General features: G+C 51.6%; 21 protein-coding genes. 12 read left to right on the top strand and 9 right to left on the bottom strand.

All coding sequences use genetic code 11. The features are described 5' to 3' along the window. Positions 1 to 1,221 precede the first annotated feature (1,221 nt). On the bottom strand, positions 1,222 to 2,217 hold the full coding sequence (locus ACN0YH_RS27015) for a sugar phosphate isomerase/epimerase family protein (RefSeq protein ID WP_417382719.1): 996 nt from the start codon (positions 2,215 to 2,217) through the stop codon (positions 1,222 to 1,224). Between the two features lie 246 nt (positions 2,218 to 2,463). Here ACN0YH_RS27015 and purE point away from each other — a divergent pair, with 246 nt between their 5' ends. Further along, complete coding sequence (gene purE / locus ACN0YH_RS27010) at positions 2,464 to 2,958, top strand: 5-(carboxyamino)imidazole ribonucleotide mutase (protein ID WP_417382718.1); 495 nt, start codon at positions 2,464 to 2,466, stop codon at positions 2,956 to 2,958. Further along, a complete protein-coding gene (locus ACN0YH_RS27005; RefSeq protein ID WP_417382717.1) occupies positions 2,955 to 4,094 on the top strand; it encodes a 5-(carboxyamino)imidazole ribonucleotide synthase in 1,140 nt (379 codons plus the stop codon). The genes purE and ACN0YH_RS27005 overlap by 4 nt, the downstream gene beginning before the upstream one ends. An 11-nt stretch (positions 4,095 to 4,105) precedes the next feature. On the opposite strand, the gene ACN0YH_RS27000 is transcribed toward ACN0YH_RS27005, so the two are convergent. Next, positions 4,106 to 4,786, bottom strand: coding sequence for a 7-carboxy-7-deazaguanine synthase QueE (locus ACN0YH_RS27000; RefSeq protein ID WP_417382716.1), 681 nt, complete (start codon positions 4,784 to 4,786; stop codon positions 4,106 to 4,108). 159 nt (positions 4,787 to 4,945) lie between these two features. Here ACN0YH_RS27000 and rph point away from each other — a divergent pair, with 159 nt between their 5' ends. After that, on the top strand, positions 4,946 to 5,686 hold the full coding sequence (gene rph / locus ACN0YH_RS26995) for a ribonuclease PH (RefSeq protein WP_417382715.1): 741 nt from the start codon (positions 4,946 to 4,948) through the stop codon (positions 5,684 to 5,686). Between the two features lie 49 nt (positions 5,687 to 5,735). On the opposite strand, the gene ACN0YH_RS26990 is transcribed toward rph, so the two are convergent. The 4 genes from ACN0YH_RS26990 to ACN0YH_RS26975 form a co-directional block, all read right to left on the bottom strand. Next, positions 5,736 to 6,704, bottom strand: coding sequence for a leucine-rich repeat domain-containing protein (locus ACN0YH_RS26990; protein ID WP_417382714.1), 969 nt, complete (start codon positions 6,702 to 6,704; stop codon positions 5,736 to 5,738). 145 nt (positions 6,705 to 6,849) lie between these two features. Next, a complete protein-coding gene (locus ACN0YH_RS26985) occupies positions 6,850 to 7,257 on the bottom strand; it encodes a globin (RefSeq protein ID WP_417382713.1) in 408 nt (135 codons plus the stop codon). A 139-nt stretch (positions 7,258 to 7,396) separates the two neighbouring features. Then, positions 7,397 to 7,933 carry a DinB family protein gene (locus ACN0YH_RS26980; RefSeq protein WP_417382712.1) on the bottom strand — a complete coding sequence of 179 codons (537 nt, stop codon included), beginning with the start codon at positions 7,931 to 7,933 and terminating at the stop codon, positions 7,397 to 7,399. A gap of 93 nt (positions 7,934 to 8,026) precedes the next feature. Beyond that, the gene (locus ACN0YH_RS26975) at positions 8,027 to 8,398 is read right to left on the bottom strand and encodes a hypothetical protein (protein WP_417382711.1); all 372 of its coding nucleotides are present in this window, start codon (positions 8,396 to 8,398) and stop codon (positions 8,027 to 8,029) included. Positions 8,399 to 8,617: 219 nt separating this feature from the next. Between ACN0YH_RS26975 and ACN0YH_RS26970 the strand changes: the two genes are divergently transcribed. The 4 genes from ACN0YH_RS26970 to ACN0YH_RS26955 all read left to right on the top strand — a co-directional run bounded on the left by ACN0YH_RS26970 (position 8,618) and on the right by ACN0YH_RS26955 (position 12,527). Further along, entirely contained in the window at positions 8,618 to 9,412 is a 795-nt protein-coding gene (locus ACN0YH_RS26970; RefSeq protein WP_417382710.1) for an SDR family NAD(P)-dependent oxidoreductase, read from the top strand. A 120-nt stretch (positions 9,413 to 9,532) separates the two neighbouring features. Continuing rightward, complete coding sequence (locus tag ACN0YH_RS26965; protein WP_417382709.1) at positions 9,533 to 10,549, top strand: zinc-binding alcohol dehydrogenase family protein; 1,017 nt, start codon at positions 9,533 to 9,535, stop codon at positions 10,547 to 10,549. Between the two features lie 233 nt (positions 10,550 to 10,782). Then, positions 10,783 to 11,769 carry a pentapeptide repeat-containing protein gene (locus tag ACN0YH_RS26960; RefSeq protein WP_417382708.1) on the top strand — a complete coding sequence of 329 codons (987 nt, stop codon included), beginning with the start codon at positions 10,783 to 10,785 and terminating at the stop codon, positions 11,767 to 11,769. A 167-nt stretch (positions 11,770 to 11,936) separates the two neighbouring features. Next, positions 11,937 to 12,527: a peroxiredoxin family protein gene (locus tag ACN0YH_RS26955; protein WP_417382707.1), complete on the top strand. Its 591-nt coding sequence runs from the start codon at positions 11,937 to 11,939 to the stop codon at positions 12,525 to 12,527. A 113-nt stretch (positions 12,528 to 12,640) separates the two neighbouring features. Here the strand turns inward: ACN0YH_RS26955 and ACN0YH_RS26950 are convergent, their stop codons facing one another. From ACN0YH_RS26950 to ACN0YH_RS26940, 3 genes are all read right to left on the bottom strand, one after another. Continuing rightward, positions 12,641 to 14,326 (bottom strand): FAD-dependent oxidoreductase, encoded by a 1,686-nt coding sequence (locus tag ACN0YH_RS26950; protein WP_417382706.1) that lies wholly within the window; start codon positions 14,324 to 14,326, stop codon positions 12,641 to 12,643. A 128-nt stretch (positions 14,327 to 14,454) separates the two neighbouring features. Further along, positions 14,455 to 14,922: a DUF1569 domain-containing protein gene (locus tag ACN0YH_RS26945; RefSeq protein ID WP_417382705.1), complete on the bottom strand. Its 468-nt coding sequence runs from the start codon at positions 14,920 to 14,922 to the stop codon at positions 14,455 to 14,457. A 91-nt stretch (positions 14,923 to 15,013) separates the two neighbouring features. After that, entirely contained in the window at positions 15,014 to 15,388 is a 375-nt protein-coding gene (locus ACN0YH_RS26940; RefSeq protein ID WP_417382704.1) for a gamma-glutamylcyclotransferase family protein, read from the bottom strand. Positions 15,389 to 15,619: 231 nt separating this feature from the next. Here ACN0YH_RS26940 and ACN0YH_RS26935 point away from each other — a divergent pair, with 231 nt between their 5' ends. From ACN0YH_RS26935 to ACN0YH_RS26915, 5 genes are read left to right on the top strand one after another with little or no spacing between them, the layout of a single operon-like run. Continuing rightward, positions 15,620 to 16,069, top strand: a complete 450-nt coding sequence (locus ACN0YH_RS26935) for a hypothetical protein (protein WP_417382703.1) — start codon at positions 15,620 to 15,622, stop codon at positions 16,067 to 16,069. After that, a complete protein-coding gene (locus ACN0YH_RS26930; RefSeq protein WP_417382702.1) occupies positions 16,062 to 17,081 on the top strand; it encodes a hypothetical protein in 1,020 nt (339 codons plus the stop codon). Before ACN0YH_RS26935 ends, ACN0YH_RS26930 begins: the two co-directional genes overlap by 8 nt. Before the next feature lie 32 nt (positions 17,082 to 17,113). Continuing rightward, entirely contained in the window at positions 17,114 to 17,869 is a 756-nt protein-coding gene (locus ACN0YH_RS26925; RefSeq protein WP_417382701.1) for a hypothetical protein, read from the top strand. Positions 17,870 to 17,871: 2 nt separating this feature from the next. Next, the gene (locus ACN0YH_RS26920) at positions 17,872 to 18,240 is read left to right on the top strand and encodes a hypothetical protein (protein WP_417382700.1); all 369 of its coding nucleotides are present in this window, start codon (positions 17,872 to 17,874) and stop codon (positions 18,238 to 18,240) included. Next, positions 18,233 to 20,107 (top strand): hypothetical protein, encoded by a 1,875-nt coding sequence (locus tag ACN0YH_RS26915; protein WP_417382699.1) that lies wholly within the window; start codon positions 18,233 to 18,235, stop codon positions 20,105 to 20,107. The genes ACN0YH_RS26920 and ACN0YH_RS26915 overlap by 8 nt, the downstream gene beginning before the upstream one ends. The last annotated feature ends 38 nt before the right edge of the window (positions 20,108 to 20,145 follow it).

Genomic DNA, 20,145 nt, shown 5'->3' with positions numbered 1-20,145 from the left:
CGATTTTCTTTCTTATTAGCCGAACGGCGTTAGCCGCGGTTGCTGTGAATTTGTCATCCTGTGCCGAGTCGAGTGGCAGCCCGGGTTCGGAGTTGACGCGGCAGCTAAGACCTCCTGCTCGCCGGGCTCGCCCCGAACTACATCCGGGGTTACCCGTTCATCAGTTCGAGAGATTCATCTGCGGGGCATGGGGGCCGATCTTTATAATTCGTGGTGAAGCAGGCGAGGGAGCTTTAATCTTAAGTACTGTCAGGCGGGTCCCAACAGTGCCGCCCAAAAATCGTGATAACTTAGTATGGGAAGCTCGGTTCTTTATGAACGCGGCAGCTGCGACCTCCTGTTCGCGGTGCTCGCCCCGAATTACATTCGGGGGTACCCGTTTCTATCGTGTGACATTACAAAATGAGGAATGAGGTTGAGTGATGGACTGTTTTGCTGATTTATTTTCTGATGAGTTTTGTGAGAGAACTGAATTCGGGATCAATCTGTTTTCATTGTTCGCAGGAATATTTTCTGCAGAGGCGCGGGGGTGTCAAGGGGGGCTGAACAGAATCGGGTGGCGATCTGAGTCGATATGGGCGCGATCTGGGATGATATTCGGGCGGTTCTGGCGTGAAGGGCTGCGAAGTGCGGCGACCCGCAGGCATACATTGGTAACAGGTGTTGTTATGCAAACTGAAAACATGGAAAAAAGGGGCTGTTTTATGGTGAAGATCAAGAACAAGTGTCGCGTGTTTCAGTGCTCTGTAAACTGGGCACGCGCGCGACACAGGACAACGTTTATCGCTGTTGGCGCGGCGGCGTCAAGTTCAATCTGTTCCAGATCGTCGGTTCTACTGCCTGCATTCACAGGAGGTGGTTTGCGCAGTGGTGGGAGGGGTGATGTTGATTTGTCAGGAGGTTTGAGGGGGCGTTTACATTATCACTGTCGGGCGAGCCGAGCAGTGGCACACGGGGTCTGAGAGAGTGGGATGTATATGGAAACATTCGAAAGATTTCGCTGTCAGTTTCCTGCTCGCGGTGCTCGCCCCGAATTGCATTCGGGGTTACCCGTTTGTTGTTAGAGTAAAAAACAATATGTGAGATTAAGAATTGATTGGGAGCCAACCTAATTATGGATAGCATCGGGGAGGTGAGAATTTGAGTTTGTGCGCGTGAAAACAGGGAGAACGAAAGTCGCTCTCCCTGTTTCTTCAGATCGATCTAACCGAAGCTCTGAATTCAGTCTCCGAAGGCGCCGTCGAAGGCGATGTCGGAGGGGGCGAAGTCGACGTTCTTGGTGAACTGGCAGGCTTCGCGGGCCCCCTGGTCGCGGTTCATACCCATGTCTTCCCATTCGATGGAAAGCGGGCCGCCGTAACCGATGTCGTTGAGGGCACGGATGATTTCTTCGAACCGGACGCCGCCACGTCCGACGCTGCGGAAGTCCCAGCCACGACGCTGATCGCCGAAGGGTAGATGACTGGTGAGAATTCCGGTACGACCGTTAAGAGTGACGGAGGCGTCTTTCATGTGCGCGTGATAAATACGATCGGGGAAGTACCGAATGAACTCGACGGGATCGACGCCCTGCCAGATGAGGTGGCTGGGGTCAAAGTTGAAGCCGAACTCTTCGCGATTGTCGAGAGCCTTCAACGACATTTCCGCGGAGTAGATATCGAATGCGATTTCGGTGGGATGGACTTCGAGGGCGAACTTGATGCCGCATTCCTGGAAGACGTCGAGAATTGGATTCCAGCGGTCAGCGAGGAGCTGGTAACCGGCGTCGTACATTTCCCGTGGTGTGGGTGGGAAGTCGTAGAGCAGATGCCAGATGCTGGAACCGGTGAAGCCATTGACCACGCTGACGCCGAGCTTCTGAGCGGCGCGGGCGGTGTTCTTCATTTCTTCGATGGCCCGGTCATTGACGCCGGCGGGATCGCCGTCACCCCAGACGTATTCGGGGAGGATCGCTTTGTGGCGGGCATCGATGTTATCGAGGACGGCCTGGCCGACGAGGTGATTGGAAATCGCGAAGAGCTGCAGGTCGTATTTTTCGAGGAGTTCCCGTTTGCGGTTGCAGTAGGTGTCGTCGGACAGTGCTTTGTCGACTTCGAAATGGTCTCCCCAGCAGGCAAGTTCCAGGCCGTCATAGCCGAAGTCCTGTGCTTTTTTGCACATCTCTTCCAGGGGGAGGTCGGCCCATTGTCCGGTGAATAATGTTACAGGGCGTGCCATAAGAAGATCCTTTCAAATTGTCACATCTGGGAATGAAGAAATCGTCTCTAACACTAGACCAGCGGGCTCAGAATGTCAAACGAACGTGCACTTGTCGGCAGGAGCCTGCAAAAAAAGGGGATGGCAGACTCCTATCAGGTAAGGAAATTGAGTATTATCAGTGCCACAGCCATTCGAAATAACACAATCTTGCTTATAAATTAACCCGCGTGCGGGCCGAGCGTTGTCTCAACAGGAAAGTCGATCATGTCAGAAAACAGTTCCCCGCTGGTGGGAGTCATCATGGGCAGTCAATCGGACTGGGAAACGATGAAAGAAGCGTCGACGATCCTGAAGGAGTTTGGAATCGAGCATGAGTGCCGGGTGGTCTCGGCTCATCGTACTCCCGACTGGATGAATGAATATGCGAAGGACGCCGAGCAGCGGGGTCTGGAAGTAATTATCGCGGGCGCGGGGGGCGCGGCGCATCTGCCGGGCATGGTGGCTGCCCAGACGGTACTGCCGGTTCTGGGTGTTCCTGTGAAGAGCCGGGCGCTGCAGGGGCTGGATTCGCTGCTGTCGATCGTACAGATGCCGGGCGGCGTGCCTGTGGGTACGCTGGCGATTGGGGAATCGGGAGCGAAGAACGCGGCGCTGCTGGCGATTCGAATCCTGGGGAATTCCCGTCCTGAGTTGCGAACGAAGATGCACGAATTCTGCAAGAAGCAAACTGACACCGTACTGGAAAATTCGGAATTATGAGTGAGTTGATCGCCCCTGGCTCGACGCTGGGTATGCTGGGCAGTGGCCAGCTGGGACGCATGTTTGCCATCGAAGCCCGCCGACTGGGTTACCACGTACATGTCTTTTCGCCTGAAAGTCAGACGCCAACCGGACAGGTGGCGGACCTGGAAATCGTGGGCGAGTATGATGACCTTGACGCGGTCGCGAATTTCGCGAAAAAGGTGGATGTGATTTCTTTCGAATTCGAGAACGTGCTGTCGGTGACAACCGACGCCGCCTCGCAATTCGCGCCGGTTCGTCCGGGAGCCAATGTGCTGCACGTCGCGCAGAACCGGATTCGTGAGAAATCGGAACTGCGGGACGCGGGAATTCCGGTAACGCCGTTCGCGGTGGTCAGGTCGGTGGAGGAACTAAAAACGGCATTGTCGGAACTGGGTTGTCCGGCGGTGTTAAAGTCGGCAACTTCGGGTTATGACGGCAAGGGGCAGGTTAAGATTGACTCACCCGAAGAGGCGGAAGCCGCCTGGAAGGAAGTCGGAGCGGACGAAACCGTACTGGAAGCGTTTATCGATTACATCTGCGAACTGTCGGTCGTGGGTGTGCGGGGGCTGGATGGGGAGTTCGCGTATTACGGGCCGATGAAGAACGACCATGCGAATCATATTCTGGATATTTCGGTCTTCCCCTCGGGTATGGGAGACGAAGTGAACCGGAAAGCCGTCGAAGTGACACGGGCGGTCTTTGAGCATCTGGATGTGGTCGGCGTGTTGTGCGTTGAGTTCTTTTTAACGGACGATCAGCGACTGATGATTAACGAAATTGCGCCGCGGCCTCACAATTCGGGACACCTGACCATCGACGGGCATGTAACGTGTCAGTTCGAACAACAGGTGCGGGCCATCTGCGGGCTGCCTCTGGGTTCAACGAAATCTCTGGGTCCAACCGCGATGGCGAACTTACTGGGGGATCACTGGGAACCGGGTCCGCCTGACTGGACGGCGCTGCAGCAGTTTCCTGACGTGAAAGTGCACCTGTATGGTAAACAGGAGTCGCGAATAGGTCGCAAGATGGGGCATTTAACGGCGCTGGCGGAGACTTCCGAAGCAGCAATTCAACGGGTCAAGGACGCGCGGGCCGCGATTTTTCACGGCTGAGTTTCACAGAACTATTTGCCGCGGACGTTGCCCCAGAGTTCGATGTGCATCCGCCGGGTGACCTGACAGCCGAGCTGCGCGGCGACTTCTTCAATCCAGGGCAAACGTTCGGCCAGCATTTCTGCCGTGGTGCCTTGCGGCATGAGATAGACGTTCGCGCGATCGATTTCTGGATAACGGACCAGGTAGTCTTCGATTTCGGCGATGTCTTCGCGGCGGTCGACGACGAACTTGATCTGGTAGGGATGTCGTTTAATCAGTTCATGGATGACGGTAGGCTGATCGCGACGGGCATCGTGACGGTGAGCCCAGGCGGGATCTTTAACGGGGATGGAGTTCGAGAGTTTAGGGCTGATGGACATCAGATCGGCATGGACGTCGCTGAGAATGGTGCCTGCGGTCTCGATCGTGATGGTCTTGCCGTCCGCGTGCAGGCGCTGCGTGAGGGATTCGACCTCGTGACTGAGCATGGGTTCGCCGCCGGTGACGACGACGTGTTCACAGTCGTACTGCTTGATGTGTTCCAGAATCTGATCGACGGACATTTTATCACCTTCCGGATTCCAGGAGGTGTAAGGCGTATCACAGAACCAGCAGCGCAGATTACAGCCACTGGTGCGAATGAAAATCGAGGGGACCCCGATCCATTTGCCTTCTCCTTGAGGTGAGTGAAAGATTTCCGAGATCAACACGAATTCAATATCCTGAAATAAAGGGAGCAGTCAATGAGTCTATCTTAATAGAAAGCGCGGGTTCTTGCATTGAAATGCACGGTCAAAGCGTGGTAACTTTAGCGAAAAATCAACTGAACACAGATTCGATTGCTTTCTCCAGTAGAACAGGACACTCCCATGCGCCACGATTCCCGCCAGCCCGAACAACTGCGTCCCATCAAAGTCGAACGCGGATACACCAAAGCAACGCCGGGAAGCATCCTGATTTCTGCAGGTGACACGGTGGTGCTCTGCACGGCCAGTCTGGACAACAGCGTGCCTCCCTGGAAGAAACATGACGAGAACCCGACCGGCTGGGTGACGGCAGAATACAACATGCTACCCGGGAGTACGTCGCCTCGAAAACAGCGTCGGGCCGACGGACGCTCGAGTGAGATTCAGCGGTTGATTGGTCGCAGCTTACGGGCGGTAATTGATTTCGCAGCTCTGGGACCACGCACGATTACAGTGGACTGCGATGTGCTGCAGGCCGACGGCGGCACGCGAACGCTGAGTATCACAGGCGGGTTCCTGGCGCTGCTGGATACGGTACTGGCGATTCCCGAGACCTGCGAACTGGCTCCCGGGGAAGTCTTTGACCCGAAACGGATCTTCTCGGACAGCGTTGCTGCGGTGAGCGTCGGCGTGGTGAACGGCGAGCCGGTACTCGATCTGGATTACATCGAAGACAGTACCGCCGGCGTGGACATGAACGTGGTGATGACCGGGGGCGGCGACTTCATCGAAGTCCAGGGCACCGCGGAAGGAGAGGTTTTTAATCGAAGCATGCTGGACGCACAACTGGAACTGGCGACACTGGGAATCCAGCAGCTGACGGAGATTCAACGCGAGTGCTTCGGAGCGGACTGGCCTTTGTGATTTTCTGCTACCACGAAAGACACGAAACTACACGAAAAAAGAGGGCTTGTTATTTCGAAGCCGATGGGTAAGCTTGGGGTGGCAGTGGCATTGAAATGACACCCGTGTGAGAAAGCCCATCCAGTCTTGAGGGATAGCGAGAGTTGACCTGGATATCTTTTCCTGTATATTTCTTTGCCCTGAGTTGTAATGCGATCTGCCAGCGATGCTGTTCGTTTTCGCTGACTTGGGTATGATCCAGATATAGTTTTTGAAGCTGGTTCAATTGTTGGAGATGGGAGAGACCGGCGTCTGTTACTTCGGTATTGATGAGACTCAGTATGGATAAGTTTTTCAAACCTTTTAAATGCACCAGGCCTTTATCGGTAATGGAAGTATTACTCAGGTAAAGATTTCGCAGCTTCTTCAATTCTGACAGATGTACGAGACCGGCATCTGTAATATCAGTTTTATTGAGCGACAGATACTCCAGATTCTTCAGCGATTTTAAGTGAATCAGCCCCTGATCCGTAATGAAATTATTGGTCAAATTCAGCATCCTCAGGTTCTTCATTTTCTTGAGATACCTCAGCTCAGCGTCCTCCACGTTCGTATCACAAAATGATAACTGATCCAGTTGAGTCAGCTCAGAGAGATAGATCAGTGGATCACTGGAGAAGCGGCTGGAAGAGAGATCCAGATGTGACAGCCCCGATAAAGACTCAATTCCCTGTAACGTATCTACTGGAGTCTCTTTAAATTTAAACTCGATGTCGACGACTTTGACTTCTTCTGAAAAAAACCAGTCGGGAACCTTGAAGGGCAGATTCCCCGGGATGGGAATCAATGGACTTTTATGATAATACAGGTGTGCCTGACCCTGATATTCTAAACGTGCGGTGGTGTAATACCGGACTTGCTTCTGATATGAGTTTCTAATTCTGAAGAACAGGATCAGAAGCAACAGGAGTACACAACCCCATCTGACATAATGCCAGCCTGTGATTCTCTCAGGCTTGAATCGCAATAATCTGCCCATGAGTTGATTACCAGACTAATGACCGGAAATGATCTACATTCTATTCTACACACAATTCTAATCTTGCTCATGCTAAAAATGATTGTTACCACGAAAAATACAAATACACATGAAGGGTTTGCGGGCGGCTATCGGAACCACGTGATTAATATCGTTTGACCATATAGCTGATCACATAGCCCAGGATGGTGCGCCAGGTTTTCTCCACGGTTTCATCCCATTCTGCGTCGAATTCTTGAACCGTTTCGATGACTGCTTTCAACCAGACCTCATAGAGTTGTGGCTCGATATTCAGATGGTATTGATCGTGAGTCCTGGCACGCTCGCGCAGTTCTTTGAGCGCCTCGGAATCGCCGGATGTGGCGCCGGCTGCTAATCGGAGCGAACGTAGCAGCATCTTGTTTTGCTGCTCGAAATTGGTATGTGGGAATTTATGCCGGATTTCATCAGACGTTGACAAAAAACGATCATAAAACGCAGGGATAAAGTTTTCATGCTCCATGCACCGATCAAGGCTTTGTAGAAATTGATCTTTCGGCGTCAATGCTTCCATGGATAATTCACTTGAAACAGGATCACTCACAACGGGCTCACATGTGACTGTACTATCAGTTTTTCCATTGTAAAGCAATATGGTAATTTAAACATCAATTGCACTCGAAGACCGGGAACTGGACCAGCGCAGTAAAAGATCACTTTTCCAACCGCTGCCAGCGGGCCTTGAGAGAGGAGATCTGGAAGGCGTGTCCCGCCTCGTGTTCGATGAGATGAAAAACGGCCCATTCGGGTGTGGTCTCATAAGGTTGATCATTGACAGGCGGTCTGAGCCGACGCCATTCTACGAGGTCCATTTTCTGAAAAACTGAAAATGCGATTTCGCGGGTGGAATCAAGCCGCTTGTGATGTTCTGTCAGAGACATGCCGGATACCTGACTGACCTTGCCGTCTTCGTCAGCCATGGGAACCGGAAGCAGTTCCTTGACTGAAGGCGGGAACTCCTGCTGCAGCAGATCGAGATAGAGCCATGACATTTCGACGATGGCAATGTGATAAAGTAATGAGCCGATGGAATTCTCTTTGCCATCCGGACCGCGCCAGTCCAGCAGTCGCAGATCACAGTCCTGCACCAGACGGAGTGTACGCTGGCGGACCTCGGCGAGTGCCCAGAGCCAACGGCCGATTTCGGGGTCACGGGCTTCCAATGGGTTGATTTTCAATTCGTTGGTCATGGGGGGCTCGTTGAATCGATGGAGTCAGTAGATCGCTGATTGTTATTCTACCACGAAAAGCACGAAAGCACACGAACGAGGTTGCTGGTTGGTTTATTCTGTGTCCTCATACGTGCCTGCGACCGACCTTCCCCAGAAGGGTGCTTTAGTATGATAAATGGGGCACCAGAAGAAGTATTGTCGGATGGGACCTCCCCACAAACCGGATACTCCTGAGTCGATTTCCAGACTGACAATAAAAGGTAAGGGAGCGTTGGGATAAGCAATCAAATCCCAGACACTGTTGGGATCATCGGGACGGTGGTCGGTATAAATGGGAGTTTGGGCCGGAATGCCGGCCCGGTTGAGCTTCACATAAGACTGCTGCACCTCGGTAGTGCCGTAAATCCCAGTGAGTACCCAGAAGAACGCCAGAATGGAAAGTGTCGTGATCAGCGAGATTCGCCTTCTGATCCAGTTTCCCATGCTGCTCTCCCCTGTGTATTCGGAGTGAATCGAATGTCATCAGTCTGCAGGAACCGGTGAATCCCTGCTGATATTTGATCGCCGCGGGTACCGCGTCTATGATTTGAAAGTGCTCCCTGATTATATCAGTTTGTCCGTGGAGTTCGCATATTTTCTGAATCGACATTCGAATTCATCCAGGATTTCTCACGCGTTTAACAAGTAACAGGAGACTTGATTATGGATTTGCAACTGACGGGAAAAACGGCAGTGGTCACAGGCTCGACTTCGGGCATCGGACAGGCGATTGCTCAGACGCTGGTGGATGAAGGGGCGACGGTCGTCGTCAACGGTCGCGACGCTGATCGGACGAAAGAGGCGGCGAATGCGATTCAGGGACCAGGGAAAGCGGTTCCCGTACACGGCGATGTGGGTTCTGCAGACGGAGTGGCGGAATTCCTGGAACGACTGAATGCCGTGAGTGACGTGGATATTCTCGTGAACAATGCAGGTATCTTTCAGCCGATGCCCTTCTTCGAAATTCCCGATGCAGAGTGGTCGCGGTTTTTCGAAATCAATGTGATGAGTGGCATCCGCCTGAGCCGTGCGCTGGCACCGGGGATGCAAGAGCGTGGCTGGGGGCGGATCATTTTCATCAGCAGTGAGTCAGGGATCAGCATCCCTGATGAAATGGTACACTACGGGATGACCAAAACCGCGCAACTGTCAGTGATGCGGGGTCTGGCAAAGACGCTGCGAGGGACCGGCGTGAATGTCAATGCGGTACTCCCGGGGCCGACGTGGACGGAGGGAGTTGCCGAATTCGTGGCACAGCTTGCGGAAGATGAAGGGATGTCAGCAGAAGAGATGCGGAAGCAGTTCATTCGTCGCTTCCGTCCTGATTCTTTGATCGAGCGGTTTATTGAACCGACTGAGATCGCTGCGATGGTGGCTTATGCTGTCTCGCCTGTTTCGTCAGCGACAACAGGAGCAGCGTTACGCGTGGAGGGTGGTCTGGTTGATAATCTGGGTTAGAGCTTGTTGCCTTTCAGTATAAGATCGAGCCGCGAACTTGCTTGATTTTCCCCGGCAATCGTAAGAACATGATCAACCAGGAATCTATTTGAATTTTAAACGTGCGGAAGGAACACCGTTATGAAAGCTGTTGGCCTGACTCGGTATTTGCCCATCGAAGATCCTGAATCACTGCTGGATGTGGAACTGGAAAAACCTGAGCCTGTGGGGCGAGACCTGCTGGTAGCCATCAAAGCAATTGCCGTCAATCCGGTGGATACCAAAGTCCGGGCACCAAAGGATCAGGTTGAGCCCGAACCCAAAGTGCTCGGCTGGGATGCAGCGGGCATTGTGGAAGCCATTGGCCCCGAAGTGGAACTGTTTCAACCGGGGGATGAGGTGTTCTATGCAGGTGATATTACGCGGCCCGGATGTAATTCCGAATTGCAATTGATCGATGAACGAATTGTCGGATCGAAACCGAAGTCGCTCACTTTCGCGCAGGCGGCAGCGATTCCGTTGACATCAATCACAGCTTATGAAGCGTTTTTTGAACGACTGGAACTGGATGATGAGGGAGCCAATTCCGGTGAGACGCTGTTAATTATCGGAGGAGCCGGGGGCGTGGGCTCGATTGGAATTCAACTGGCGAAGCTGGCGGGGCTGACAGTGATTGCGACAGCGTCGCGACCTGAATCGGTGGAGTGGGTACAACAAATGGGAGCCGAGCATGTGGTCAATCATTATGACCCCCTGCGTCCGCAGATTGAAGCGCTGGGCTTGAAGTATGTTGATTCGATTGCACTGTTCAATAATACGGACCAGCACTGGGAGTCTGTGGTTGATCTGATTCGTCCGCAAGGCAAGATTGTCTCGATCGTCGAAAACAGTAAGCCGCTGGCTCAGTCAATGATGAAGACGAAATCGGCAACGTTTGTCTGGGAATTCATGTTTACGCGGTCCATGTTTGAAACGCCGGATATGATTCAGCAGCATCACCTGTTAAATAAAGTTGCGAAATGGATTGATGCTGGCAACATTTCCTGTACCGCCAATCAGGTTCTCTCTCCCATCAATGCAGCGAATCTCCGCGAAGCCCATAAGACCCTGGAAGCAGGGCGTACCATCGGCAAGATTGTACTGGAAGGCTGGGAGTGAGTCAGTAACCAGCACCAACTCATACTTGACCCGAATGAGTTCGCTGATGAAATCCCGTTCGCGATGAATCACTTCGTCTTACATTCACAATGACTGATCCATCAGTTTTACCTCACCTGGATCTGTTAAGACTTGATTGCTTTTACAGAACCGTTGTGTAGTGAATTGCAGTTCGCTGGTGTCATTGTCAGAATGGGAGCCGGTTTTATTTCATTTGGTCCAAGGAAGTGGTTGTGGCGAATTCTGAGTATGTAGATGTGTTTCGAACCGGCGCTGTGTCCATAGATCGCTGGCGGACTGAGAATCCGGATATCAAACCGGATTTGAGTGGCGCCGACCTGAGTGGTGCAGACTTGACGGAAACGAACCTGGTAGGAGCCGATCTCAGCGGTGCGAATTTAACAGGAGCTGACCTGAGTGGTGCCGACCTGGTGGGAGCGAATCTGGCTGGATCCAACCTGGAAAAGGCCGACTTGTGTTTTGCAGATTTATGTAATGCAGATTTGAGCTGGGCTAATTTTCACGGATCGAATCTACGTGAAGTGGATTTTAATGGAGCACGATCCCGAAATACGCTGTGGGTCAACGTTGATCTCTCCCGCGCTGTGAACCTGGAACTGGTTTCACACGGGGGGCCGAGTACTCTGGGAATGGATACACTGATGAGTTCCCGCGGTCATATTCCGGCAGCGTTTCTGCGAGGATGTGGGCTGTCGAATGAACTGATTGAGTACATCGCTGGTCATTTTGAACAGACGGCCCTGGATTTCTTTTCGTGTTTTATCTGTTACAGCCCGGAAGATGCTGCCTTTGCTGAACGACTCTACGCGGCACTTCAGTCGAGAGGCATTCGCTGCTGGCTGGATGAGAAACAGACTCTCACTGCAGCGGCCCCCCCTATTAATCGTAATCGCGGTATGAAGATCCTGGATAAGGTTTTGCTATGTACTTCCCAGCATTCATTGAAGAGTGAGTGGGTGAACGTGGAAATTGAACGCGCGTTTGATAATGAGGACCGTGAGTTTAAACGCGACACCAACGTGATTCATTCGCTATTGCCTTTGAATCTGGATCAGCATTTGTTTGGCAGTTGGGAACATCAGCAAAAAGAGGTGCTCTGCAATCGAGTTGCCGCTGATTTCCAGAAAAACGAAAGCGACCCCGCCGTATTCGACCGGGAAGTCGAGCGGTTGATTGGCGTATTACAGTCCAATCCCTGATACAGCGTCGGGGTGAAGCTAAAATCTCCGTTTCAGATTTTACATCAGAATTTCACATGTCTGACGGGCGTAGATGGCTATGATATTAATGTGGCTTTACATTTTGGCTGCATGTAATCACAGCTACGTATGGCTTTCTATTCATTTTTCTTCAGGAGCTGATCGCTATGTACTCGCTCAAAACAGTCCGCTCGTTTAGCGTTACCATGTTGATTCTTTTCTTCTTCATCCCATCTGGAAACTTGAGGTCAGTTGATGCCGCGGCAAAAGAAGCGGCTGTACCTGTTGTCGGAGGTAAAGCGAAAGATTTTCAGCTGGCGACTCCCAAAGGGGAGAAAGTTTCTTTATCCGAACAACTGAAAAAGGGACCGGTCGTGTTACTGGTGCTGCGGGGTTACCCGGAATATCAATGTCCCGTTTGTACGCGGCAGGTAGGCCAGTTCATCGCAAACACCGCTAAATTTAAGAAAGCGAAAGCCAGCGTGGTCATGGTGTACCCTGGTGCCGCCAAAGATCTGGAGAAACGGGCCGACGAATTCATTCGCGACCAGAGTCTGCCTGAAAACTTTTATTTCCTGGTCGATCCGGATTACAAATTTACAAACGCATACCACCTGCGATGGAATGCCAAACGGGAAACCGCGTATCCTTCCACATTCGTCATCGACAAGGATGGCAAGATCAAGTATGCCAAAATCAGCAAAACGCATGGAGGTCGGGCAAATGCCAAAGAGGTCCTGCAGGCATTAGGTGAATAACCTGCCTGCCTCTACCTGATCTCGATTGTGACTGATCGTCATATTAAAAGTGAGCAGGCATCTCTCTGCATGAGCGGACGGACTGGCCTTGAGAACTGTTTCGTTAATTCCTGTTAACCGGGTTGATTGTATTTAAACATTTCCGGTCGAGCATAACGCTGCATCAGCATACCGCCGGTGAGGTTGCGGACATCTTTGAAGCCAGACTGTTTGAGGATGCGGGTCGCGATGTATGCCCGGAGGGCGGTGTGGCAGACAGTAACGATCGGTTTTTCTGGATCGAGTTCCGAGAGTCGCTGGCGGAGTTCGTCGACGGGGATATGAATAATGTTGGGAAAGCGGAACGTCTCGACTTCCCTGTCCGATCTGACGTCGAGAATCTGAAATGCATCGAGGTCGGCATCCACTTCAACAATAGAGGCAAGTCCATCCAGATCGTTTCCGGCTACGAAGGCGGCGATGTGTACGGGATCTTTCGCCGAGCCGAACGGGGGTGCATAAGCCAGATCCAGACCGGCCAGATCGCGGATGGAAGCCCGGAATTTCAAAGCTGTCGCGATGACATCGATGCGTTTATCGACGCCAGCTTTCCCGATGGCCTGAGCGCCCAAAACCCGTTCGGTTTCCGGATCATAGGTCAGTTTGAGAAACAGTGATTCTGCGCCGGGATAGTAGCCGGCGTGATGTTTGGGAACGACGATCACTGAACGATTCGCGCGAGAAGCCTTTTCAGCAAACTTCTTGCTCAAGCCGGTCATGGCGGCTGTTAAGCCGAACACGCGGACGATTGCTGTGCCCACGGGAGACATCATGGGGTCGGCAGATCCGGTTACTGCATGTTGACCGGCGATTCGGCCAGCGCGGTTTGCAGGTCCGGCAAGTGGAATGCGGAGAGGTTGCATCAGCACGCCATGCATGTATTCAACAGCATCACCAACAGCGTAGATCTCCGGACAGGAGGTCTGCATGAATTCATTAACGGAAATACCGCCGAACTTTCCGATTTCAAGACCGGCCGCTTTCGCCAGCCCCGTCGCAGGTGCCACGCCGATTCCGAGGATAACCAGATCGGATTCAATCGTCGTGCCATTCTCCAGTTCGACCGCCACGGCAGTCTCATTTTCAACATTCACCTTTTCCAATGCGGTCCCCAGATGCAGATTGACGTCATGTGCAACGAGTTCGTTCTGAATCAACTGTGCCATCTCGGGATCGAGTGGCGGAAGTACCTGTGGCTGCAGTTCGACCAGGTCCGTTTGCATTTTGAGGTGATGCAGTTGCTCGACCATTTCCAGGCCAATAAAACCGGCCCCCACCACAACGGCACGCTGACAGTTGTGCTGTTCGATATAGCCTTTGATGGCATCTGTGTCATTCAGGTTACGGAGCGTGAATACATTCTTCGCGTGGATGCCCGGCAGTGGGGGGACAATGGGAGTGGCACCGGGAGAAAGGATCAGTCGATCCCAGGCTTCAGTGCAAGATTCATCTGTCTCCTGATTCAATACGGATACTGTTTTATTTTCCACATCGATGGACTGCACCAGATGTCTCGTGCGGACATCGATATTGAAGCGGTTTTTAAAAAGTTCGGGTGTGGCAACGAGCAGTTGACTGCGTTCGGTAATTTCTCCGCCGATGTAATAAGGTAGACCACAATTAGCAAAAGAGACGTATTCGTCTTTCTCGAACAGAACGATTTCCGCGTTTTCATTACAGCGTCTGGCGCGCGTCGCAGCACTGGCCCCGCCGGCGACCCCTCCGACGATAACGACTTTCACTGATTCTGTCTCTGACATCTGCTGTTTTTCCCGTCTGATCCGTTCTACTGAGATAATTCACATGTATGAATTATAAACAGAGCAAGATGGCATCACTACCAACCGTCATCCCCATTCGAAATGATTCTCAACTGCGGGAATCGAATCTATGGCTCCGCGATGAAACTCATATGCAGTTCTGCGTGACGACGATGCAGCAGATCCCATTCTTCCCGACTCAGTTCACCAAAGAAGGGACTGGGGAAACGCTGTGATTCTGAGATAAGTCGCTGAATGGCATTCCGCAGATGTTCCAGACCAGCCTGATCATCGACGGCATCAGGGAGTAAAGCTTTTCCGGAATCCCCTTTTAACTTGATGCCGGGCAACATGCCATTTTTCATAATGCGAGATTTGAAATAATGTTTCCCGAGAACTCGAAAGAACCAGGGCAGCTTGAATGAAAAACCGTCCAGAGAATAATCCATGAGCCGCGCCAGGTGATCAAAGATCTGCCCTTTCGACCAGTTGCCCGTGACAGGTGCATCTGCAGCAGTCAACCGAGTGGCATCGTCAATAATTTCCTGTAAGGTCGCATAAGAGAGTTTTCTACGATCGGCGGCCTGTGTAGTCATGAATCTGATCCTGACAGCAAAGAGATTTAATGAAATTCATTTTCCAGAAACAGACGCGATACCACAAGCGTCTCCGTGTTAATTCAATTCATTAACACCAGTTATCACCTATAACAGGCATTTGGTTGACAGGTCTCTGGTAAAAGTAGGCCTCTACTGTTTCAGTGACCTGGGGTTGTATTAACTGAATCGGACCACGTTGATACAGATTCTCGGCGACGCCTTCAACTTCGTCCAGCAGTTTCAGTGCCCTGTGATCAACGCGCCACAATTCCCCTTGAATACTGATACCATCCCCATTATTTCTGACCAGGCCGGGATAGGTGCCACAATTATACATGGTATATTCAGCCGTGGTTTTTGCAGTAGAGAGAAAGGTCTGACCTTGAAGATTGTGTGCGCGGCAGAAGCCACGTTTTAAGGTTCCATAGACAAATATCAATGTATCTGAATTAGCGGTCATCATATTTCAACTCAGCGGATAGAATCGGATCCAGAATGAATCTCTGGACTTACTTCGATTACAGGGAACAGTTATGCTGATACAGTGGGAATTACTTTTTCCATTTAAACGATTTACAAGAGCGAAGACATTTCGCATCGGCGGTTGTTTCACTTAAAATCCGCAGGGGATGCTGATCGTCAATAAGATCAAAACCGCAATGATTGTACCTCATTATATCGCTGAAAGTCCGCCATGGATTGGTTTCTCTTTCTGAAATATTTTTTATTCGCCGTCTGCTGCACGCTGGTCGTGTGGTTTACGATCAAAATCGGATTTCGCAGTTCCGCAGACATTGAAGAAGTAGCACCAGAACCCGAGGTTCTACCCGGCGATGATTCTCGACCTGCTACTCTACAACGACTGTACTGGAATTTTACCGCAGTCTTAATCGTCGTACCAACGCTGCTGCTGGTGTTGGGGATAACCACGCAGACCGCAGCCTGGAATCATCCGGTAAGTATAACGCTCGCAGGTGCCCTGCTGCTGATCTGGGGAATGACGTTCTGGACAGGCATGCTGTCTTTCCCTGAACCGGTGCAGAAAACTGATTTCGCAGATTTCTCTGCGTTCCATAAAGCGCAAATTGTCGACGAACCATTCCGCGCTCGGTCATCAGAACCTGAGGAGATGACTGATGGCTGAAACAGCGTTACTTCTGCTGGGGCTGGCGATTTTGCTGGTGATGCTCCTGATCCTCTCATTTTTTCTGGCAGAGCTGGCCTACCCCTTAACCGAAACGGGGTTCAAAGCACGTCTGTTGTGTGCGGTGCGGCGGATTGCACATGCACAGAAGCAGATTCGAAATCGATCAGAATACGTTCTGTTGTTATTCTCGCTGCTGTGCAGCCTGTTGACGTTCTGCTTCCTTCCTTTGATTTCCACCCACTTCTTGATGCGTATTGCTGAGCCAACCACTGAGCCGGCACTGGTCACTAGTCGTTTTGCCCCCATGCTTATTTTGGGTCTGTTAAGCTTGCTGCAGATTGCCGGTGAAATCAGCCTGGCAATCACTGAGCGACGACGTATTCCTATGATTTCTCTGATTCTGAATAGTTATTTCTGGCTGCCTCTGTTTCTGGCCTGGGCTGCGGTGGTCGCTTATTTGCCGATCTATTCAAGCCATGCTGCTCAGGGAGGACTGACTTCGCTGTGGCTGATTGTTATTCAACCTGCTGGAACTCTCGTATTTCTGCTCGCCTGGACTGGTCCTTATTTATTAATCAATGCCTGTCCTGACCGCCGGCTGAGCCCGGTGCAAAACTGGATCCGAGAACTGCGGATGCTGATTGGCCTGCTGGTCCTGGCACCACTCGTCATCAGTCATAGCTGTTTTTCCCCTTTGAATGAGAAGAGTACCGGGATAGAAATCGGGAGAGTCGTAATCCTCGCGGTGATCACGCTGGTCTTACTGGTCATTGTCCTGCGGCTGAAAGTGTTTCTTCAGAAACGCAGTGGTTTTGATCCGGAGCGGCTGTGGAAGCTGACTCTATGGCTGGCTTTGATCGCGCTCACGGCTTCATTCGTTGCCTTTCATCTATTGGGGATGTCAGATCCCCTGATGCATGTGCTGCTGAATTTCAGCCTGCTGGCGATCTGGGCCGGATTCCTGCTGCCGAAAGCCAACCTCAAATTGACAACCAGTGTGAAAAACTAATTCAGTACTCATTATTGAAGATCAGATGTGGAATGGATGACCTGAGATTTTATCTGCCTGGCACGGGTGATAACCTGCTGTTTCTGACACTGACAGTACTGGTGCTGTTGATGATTACGGGCATCTATGGATACCTGAATCTGCAGTCTCAGCAGAGAATTGCAGCGACCAGGCTGCGGTGGGGCTGGCCTCTGTTATCCCTGTTTGCGGTCGGTATTTTATTTTACTGGTTCGGGCAACCAATCTTTGTGGAAGGTATCAGCGGGATCCTGAAACTGACCACCCAGTTCAGCCCGTTCGTCGTCGGTTTGATCGTAATCGGGTTCGGAGGGGCAGCGGTGTTGTCTTCCGATTTGAAATGGTCTTTGACAGCCGCGACTGTCTCATTTCTCAGTAGCGGGATGCTGTTTCTGCAGGCCGACATCATGCCACTGGTTCTGCTCTGCTGGTTGACAGCGGGGGGAATGCTGCTGCTGTTAGTTTTTCGGGGAATTTCAGAACCACATTCACAGGCAGATGATGCTGACCCGGAAGGATCATTTCGTGAACCGTTTTTAGCTTGCCTGGCCTGCAGCCTGCTGCTGTGTGGATTCCTGTGGGTGATCCATCGTGAATGGGGGCCCACTACCAGACAGACATCAGTACCTTCTACTGCCGAAGTGGAAAGTCTACTTCTGGTAAGACAGTTGTTGACAGATCACTGGCCGACATTGATCGTGCTGCTCTTATTTGTTCTGGTTAGCTTTGTGGGAATCACGCGTTTCATTTCTGAAGAACAGGGAGAGTGACCATGATTCTGCTGACACCGGTTGCACTGTTACACAATAATTTACTGGTTGCCGTTCTTCTGATTGCATTGGGTTTTCTGGGTATGCTCCTGCAGCGGAATGCCTTTTCGATGGTCTTCTCTCTGTTGCTCTGGCTGCAGGGAGCAGGTCTGATCTGCGCCGCCTATGGTCAGTCGCGTGGTGCGCGGGAAGGAAGTCTTTCCTTTCTACTCATCGTTCTGTTTCTGATACCGCTGTTGAGCCTGCTGTCATTCCTGATGATTCAGTCACGAAGGATACGACAGTCACCACTGCCGAAACGGGAAACAGAACCAGAGACCGAGCCTTCCTATCATATATTCCCTGATCAAGGAACAGGTCCTGGTGAATAAAACGATCACAGTGCTCCTGCAATTAAGCCTGATCACACCGTTTGTGATGTTGCTGATTGCTGCGCTGGTGACCTGTGGCGTCCTGCGAGGAAAGCCGCGCTGGCCAGTAGTGACTGGCGTGTCTCTGACGTCCCTCGTTGCTGTGACCTGTCTCTGTTTTTTCAGCTCCCGCCTTGAGCAGCAGACTTATTCGCTGACACTGCTGAACTGGCTGACTCTCGCTGGACAATCAACTCCTCAATTACAGATCGGAGTTATATTCGATCCGGTCAGCCTGGCGTTTTACGGATTAATTTCACTGGGGTCTTTGTTTTTCCTGTTACTGAGCCCCAAATCAGAAGATCGAATTGATTCTGGGAGTCGTTATTCATGGCCGCTCTATCTGTTCGGTTTTTGTGCAGCAACTGGAATTGTACTGTCGTCCAATTTTCTGGAATTATTTTTCTTCTGGTTAATCCTCTCTTTCAGCCTGAATCTGCTGTATGAAGTGAATTTTCAGAATCAGTTGGCAGGAGAACACATCAGTCGACACTGGTGGGGCTGGAATGCATTTTCCGACGCGATGCTCCTGCTGGCAGTATTTCTGATCCATTCCAATTTCTCTTCTCTGGATTTTGTGAAAACATTGCAGCCTGCAGCGATTCAGGCAGTGCATGCGCAAAATCGTGTGGCATTACCCGGTCTGGGGGTTATCCTTTTGCTGGCAGCGATCCCTCGCCTGGGACTGTTTCCTGCCTCTGCCCTGGTAATCAGCAACTCCCGGCCGTGGCCCGGTCGTTCACTGGCGGCATTGAATCTGCTGGCGATGCCGGTTGGATTGTTTTTAATAGTACGCTGTGCCCCACTGTTATTCGCCATTGAAGCGACCCAGAAATTAGTGGTGCAACTGGCAATGATCTCTGCGGTCCTCACCGGATTTTCCGCATTCACTCTCATGCGCGGATCAAACTGGGCCCGATGTCTAAGCTGGCTAACTGCTACGCTGACGGGAATCATCGTTGCGGTTCTGGGAATCAGCGGTTTAGAGTTCCTCACAGATCTGTTGCCATTGATCGTGGTGCAAACCGGTGTCATTTCCGTACTCCTTTCCCTGGTCTGCTGGCAACGTCAGCAATCAATACCTGGAGACATTCTGCCCGCGATACGAGTCTGTCTGCTCCTGCTGCTTGCTGCTGCCCTGATTGATCTGGGAGCAATACTGAATCCTCTGATCTCGGCTCGTGCGTCGGTAACCGAGTTACGGGACGAGGTACTGATCTGGTTGCTACTGCCCCTGGTCGGGGTTTATGTTTTTGGACTGGCCCGGTTTTATTTCATTCTGTCTCGGCAGCCCCCCACAAAGTCAACCGAATCTTTTCCCATGTCGCTTCTATGGGGGATCACCGGTCTGATCTGCCTGCTGACGATTGCGATGCTGTTTCCGCTGCCATTGGTACCTCAGTTCTGGCAGTCGCCGCTATTGAGTTCCACTCAGAACTCCTTTGACCGAGACTGGTTATTCTGTTCGTTTTATTTTCTCTCCGTCCTGTTTGCTTTCATCCTGGCCTGGATGACGGCGCCAAAAACGTCAGGAATGACAGGCAAACGCGTATCGTCCACCCTGCTGAAACTGGGTGAGTCTCATTACTATGCCTCCGATATTCTGAACCGAACTATCATTCAGCCGGTGAATTTCCTAGTTAAGTGCGTGGCCTTGCTTGATGACTGGCTGACAGGAATCCTGAGCCGCAGCACGCTGGAGAAACTGCCCGGTTACTGGGGACAATTATTGAGTCACATGCAGAACGGTCAGACTTCCTTCCCGACCCTGGTTCTGATTTTTACGATGTCGATCCTTATTTTTGTGCTGATGGTGCTGCAGATTTAAGTTCCGCTTTATGCTGCTTTCTCTTTTCACAACGTTGT

Origin of the sequence: Gimesia sp. (assembly GCF_048262075.1) — a bacterium.
Taxonomy (GTDB): Bacteria; Planctomycetota; Planctomycetia; order Planctomycetales; family Planctomycetaceae; genus Gimesia.
Note: the sequence above shows the minus strand (reverse complement) of the source record. Positions and strands in the feature narration are given on the sequence as shown.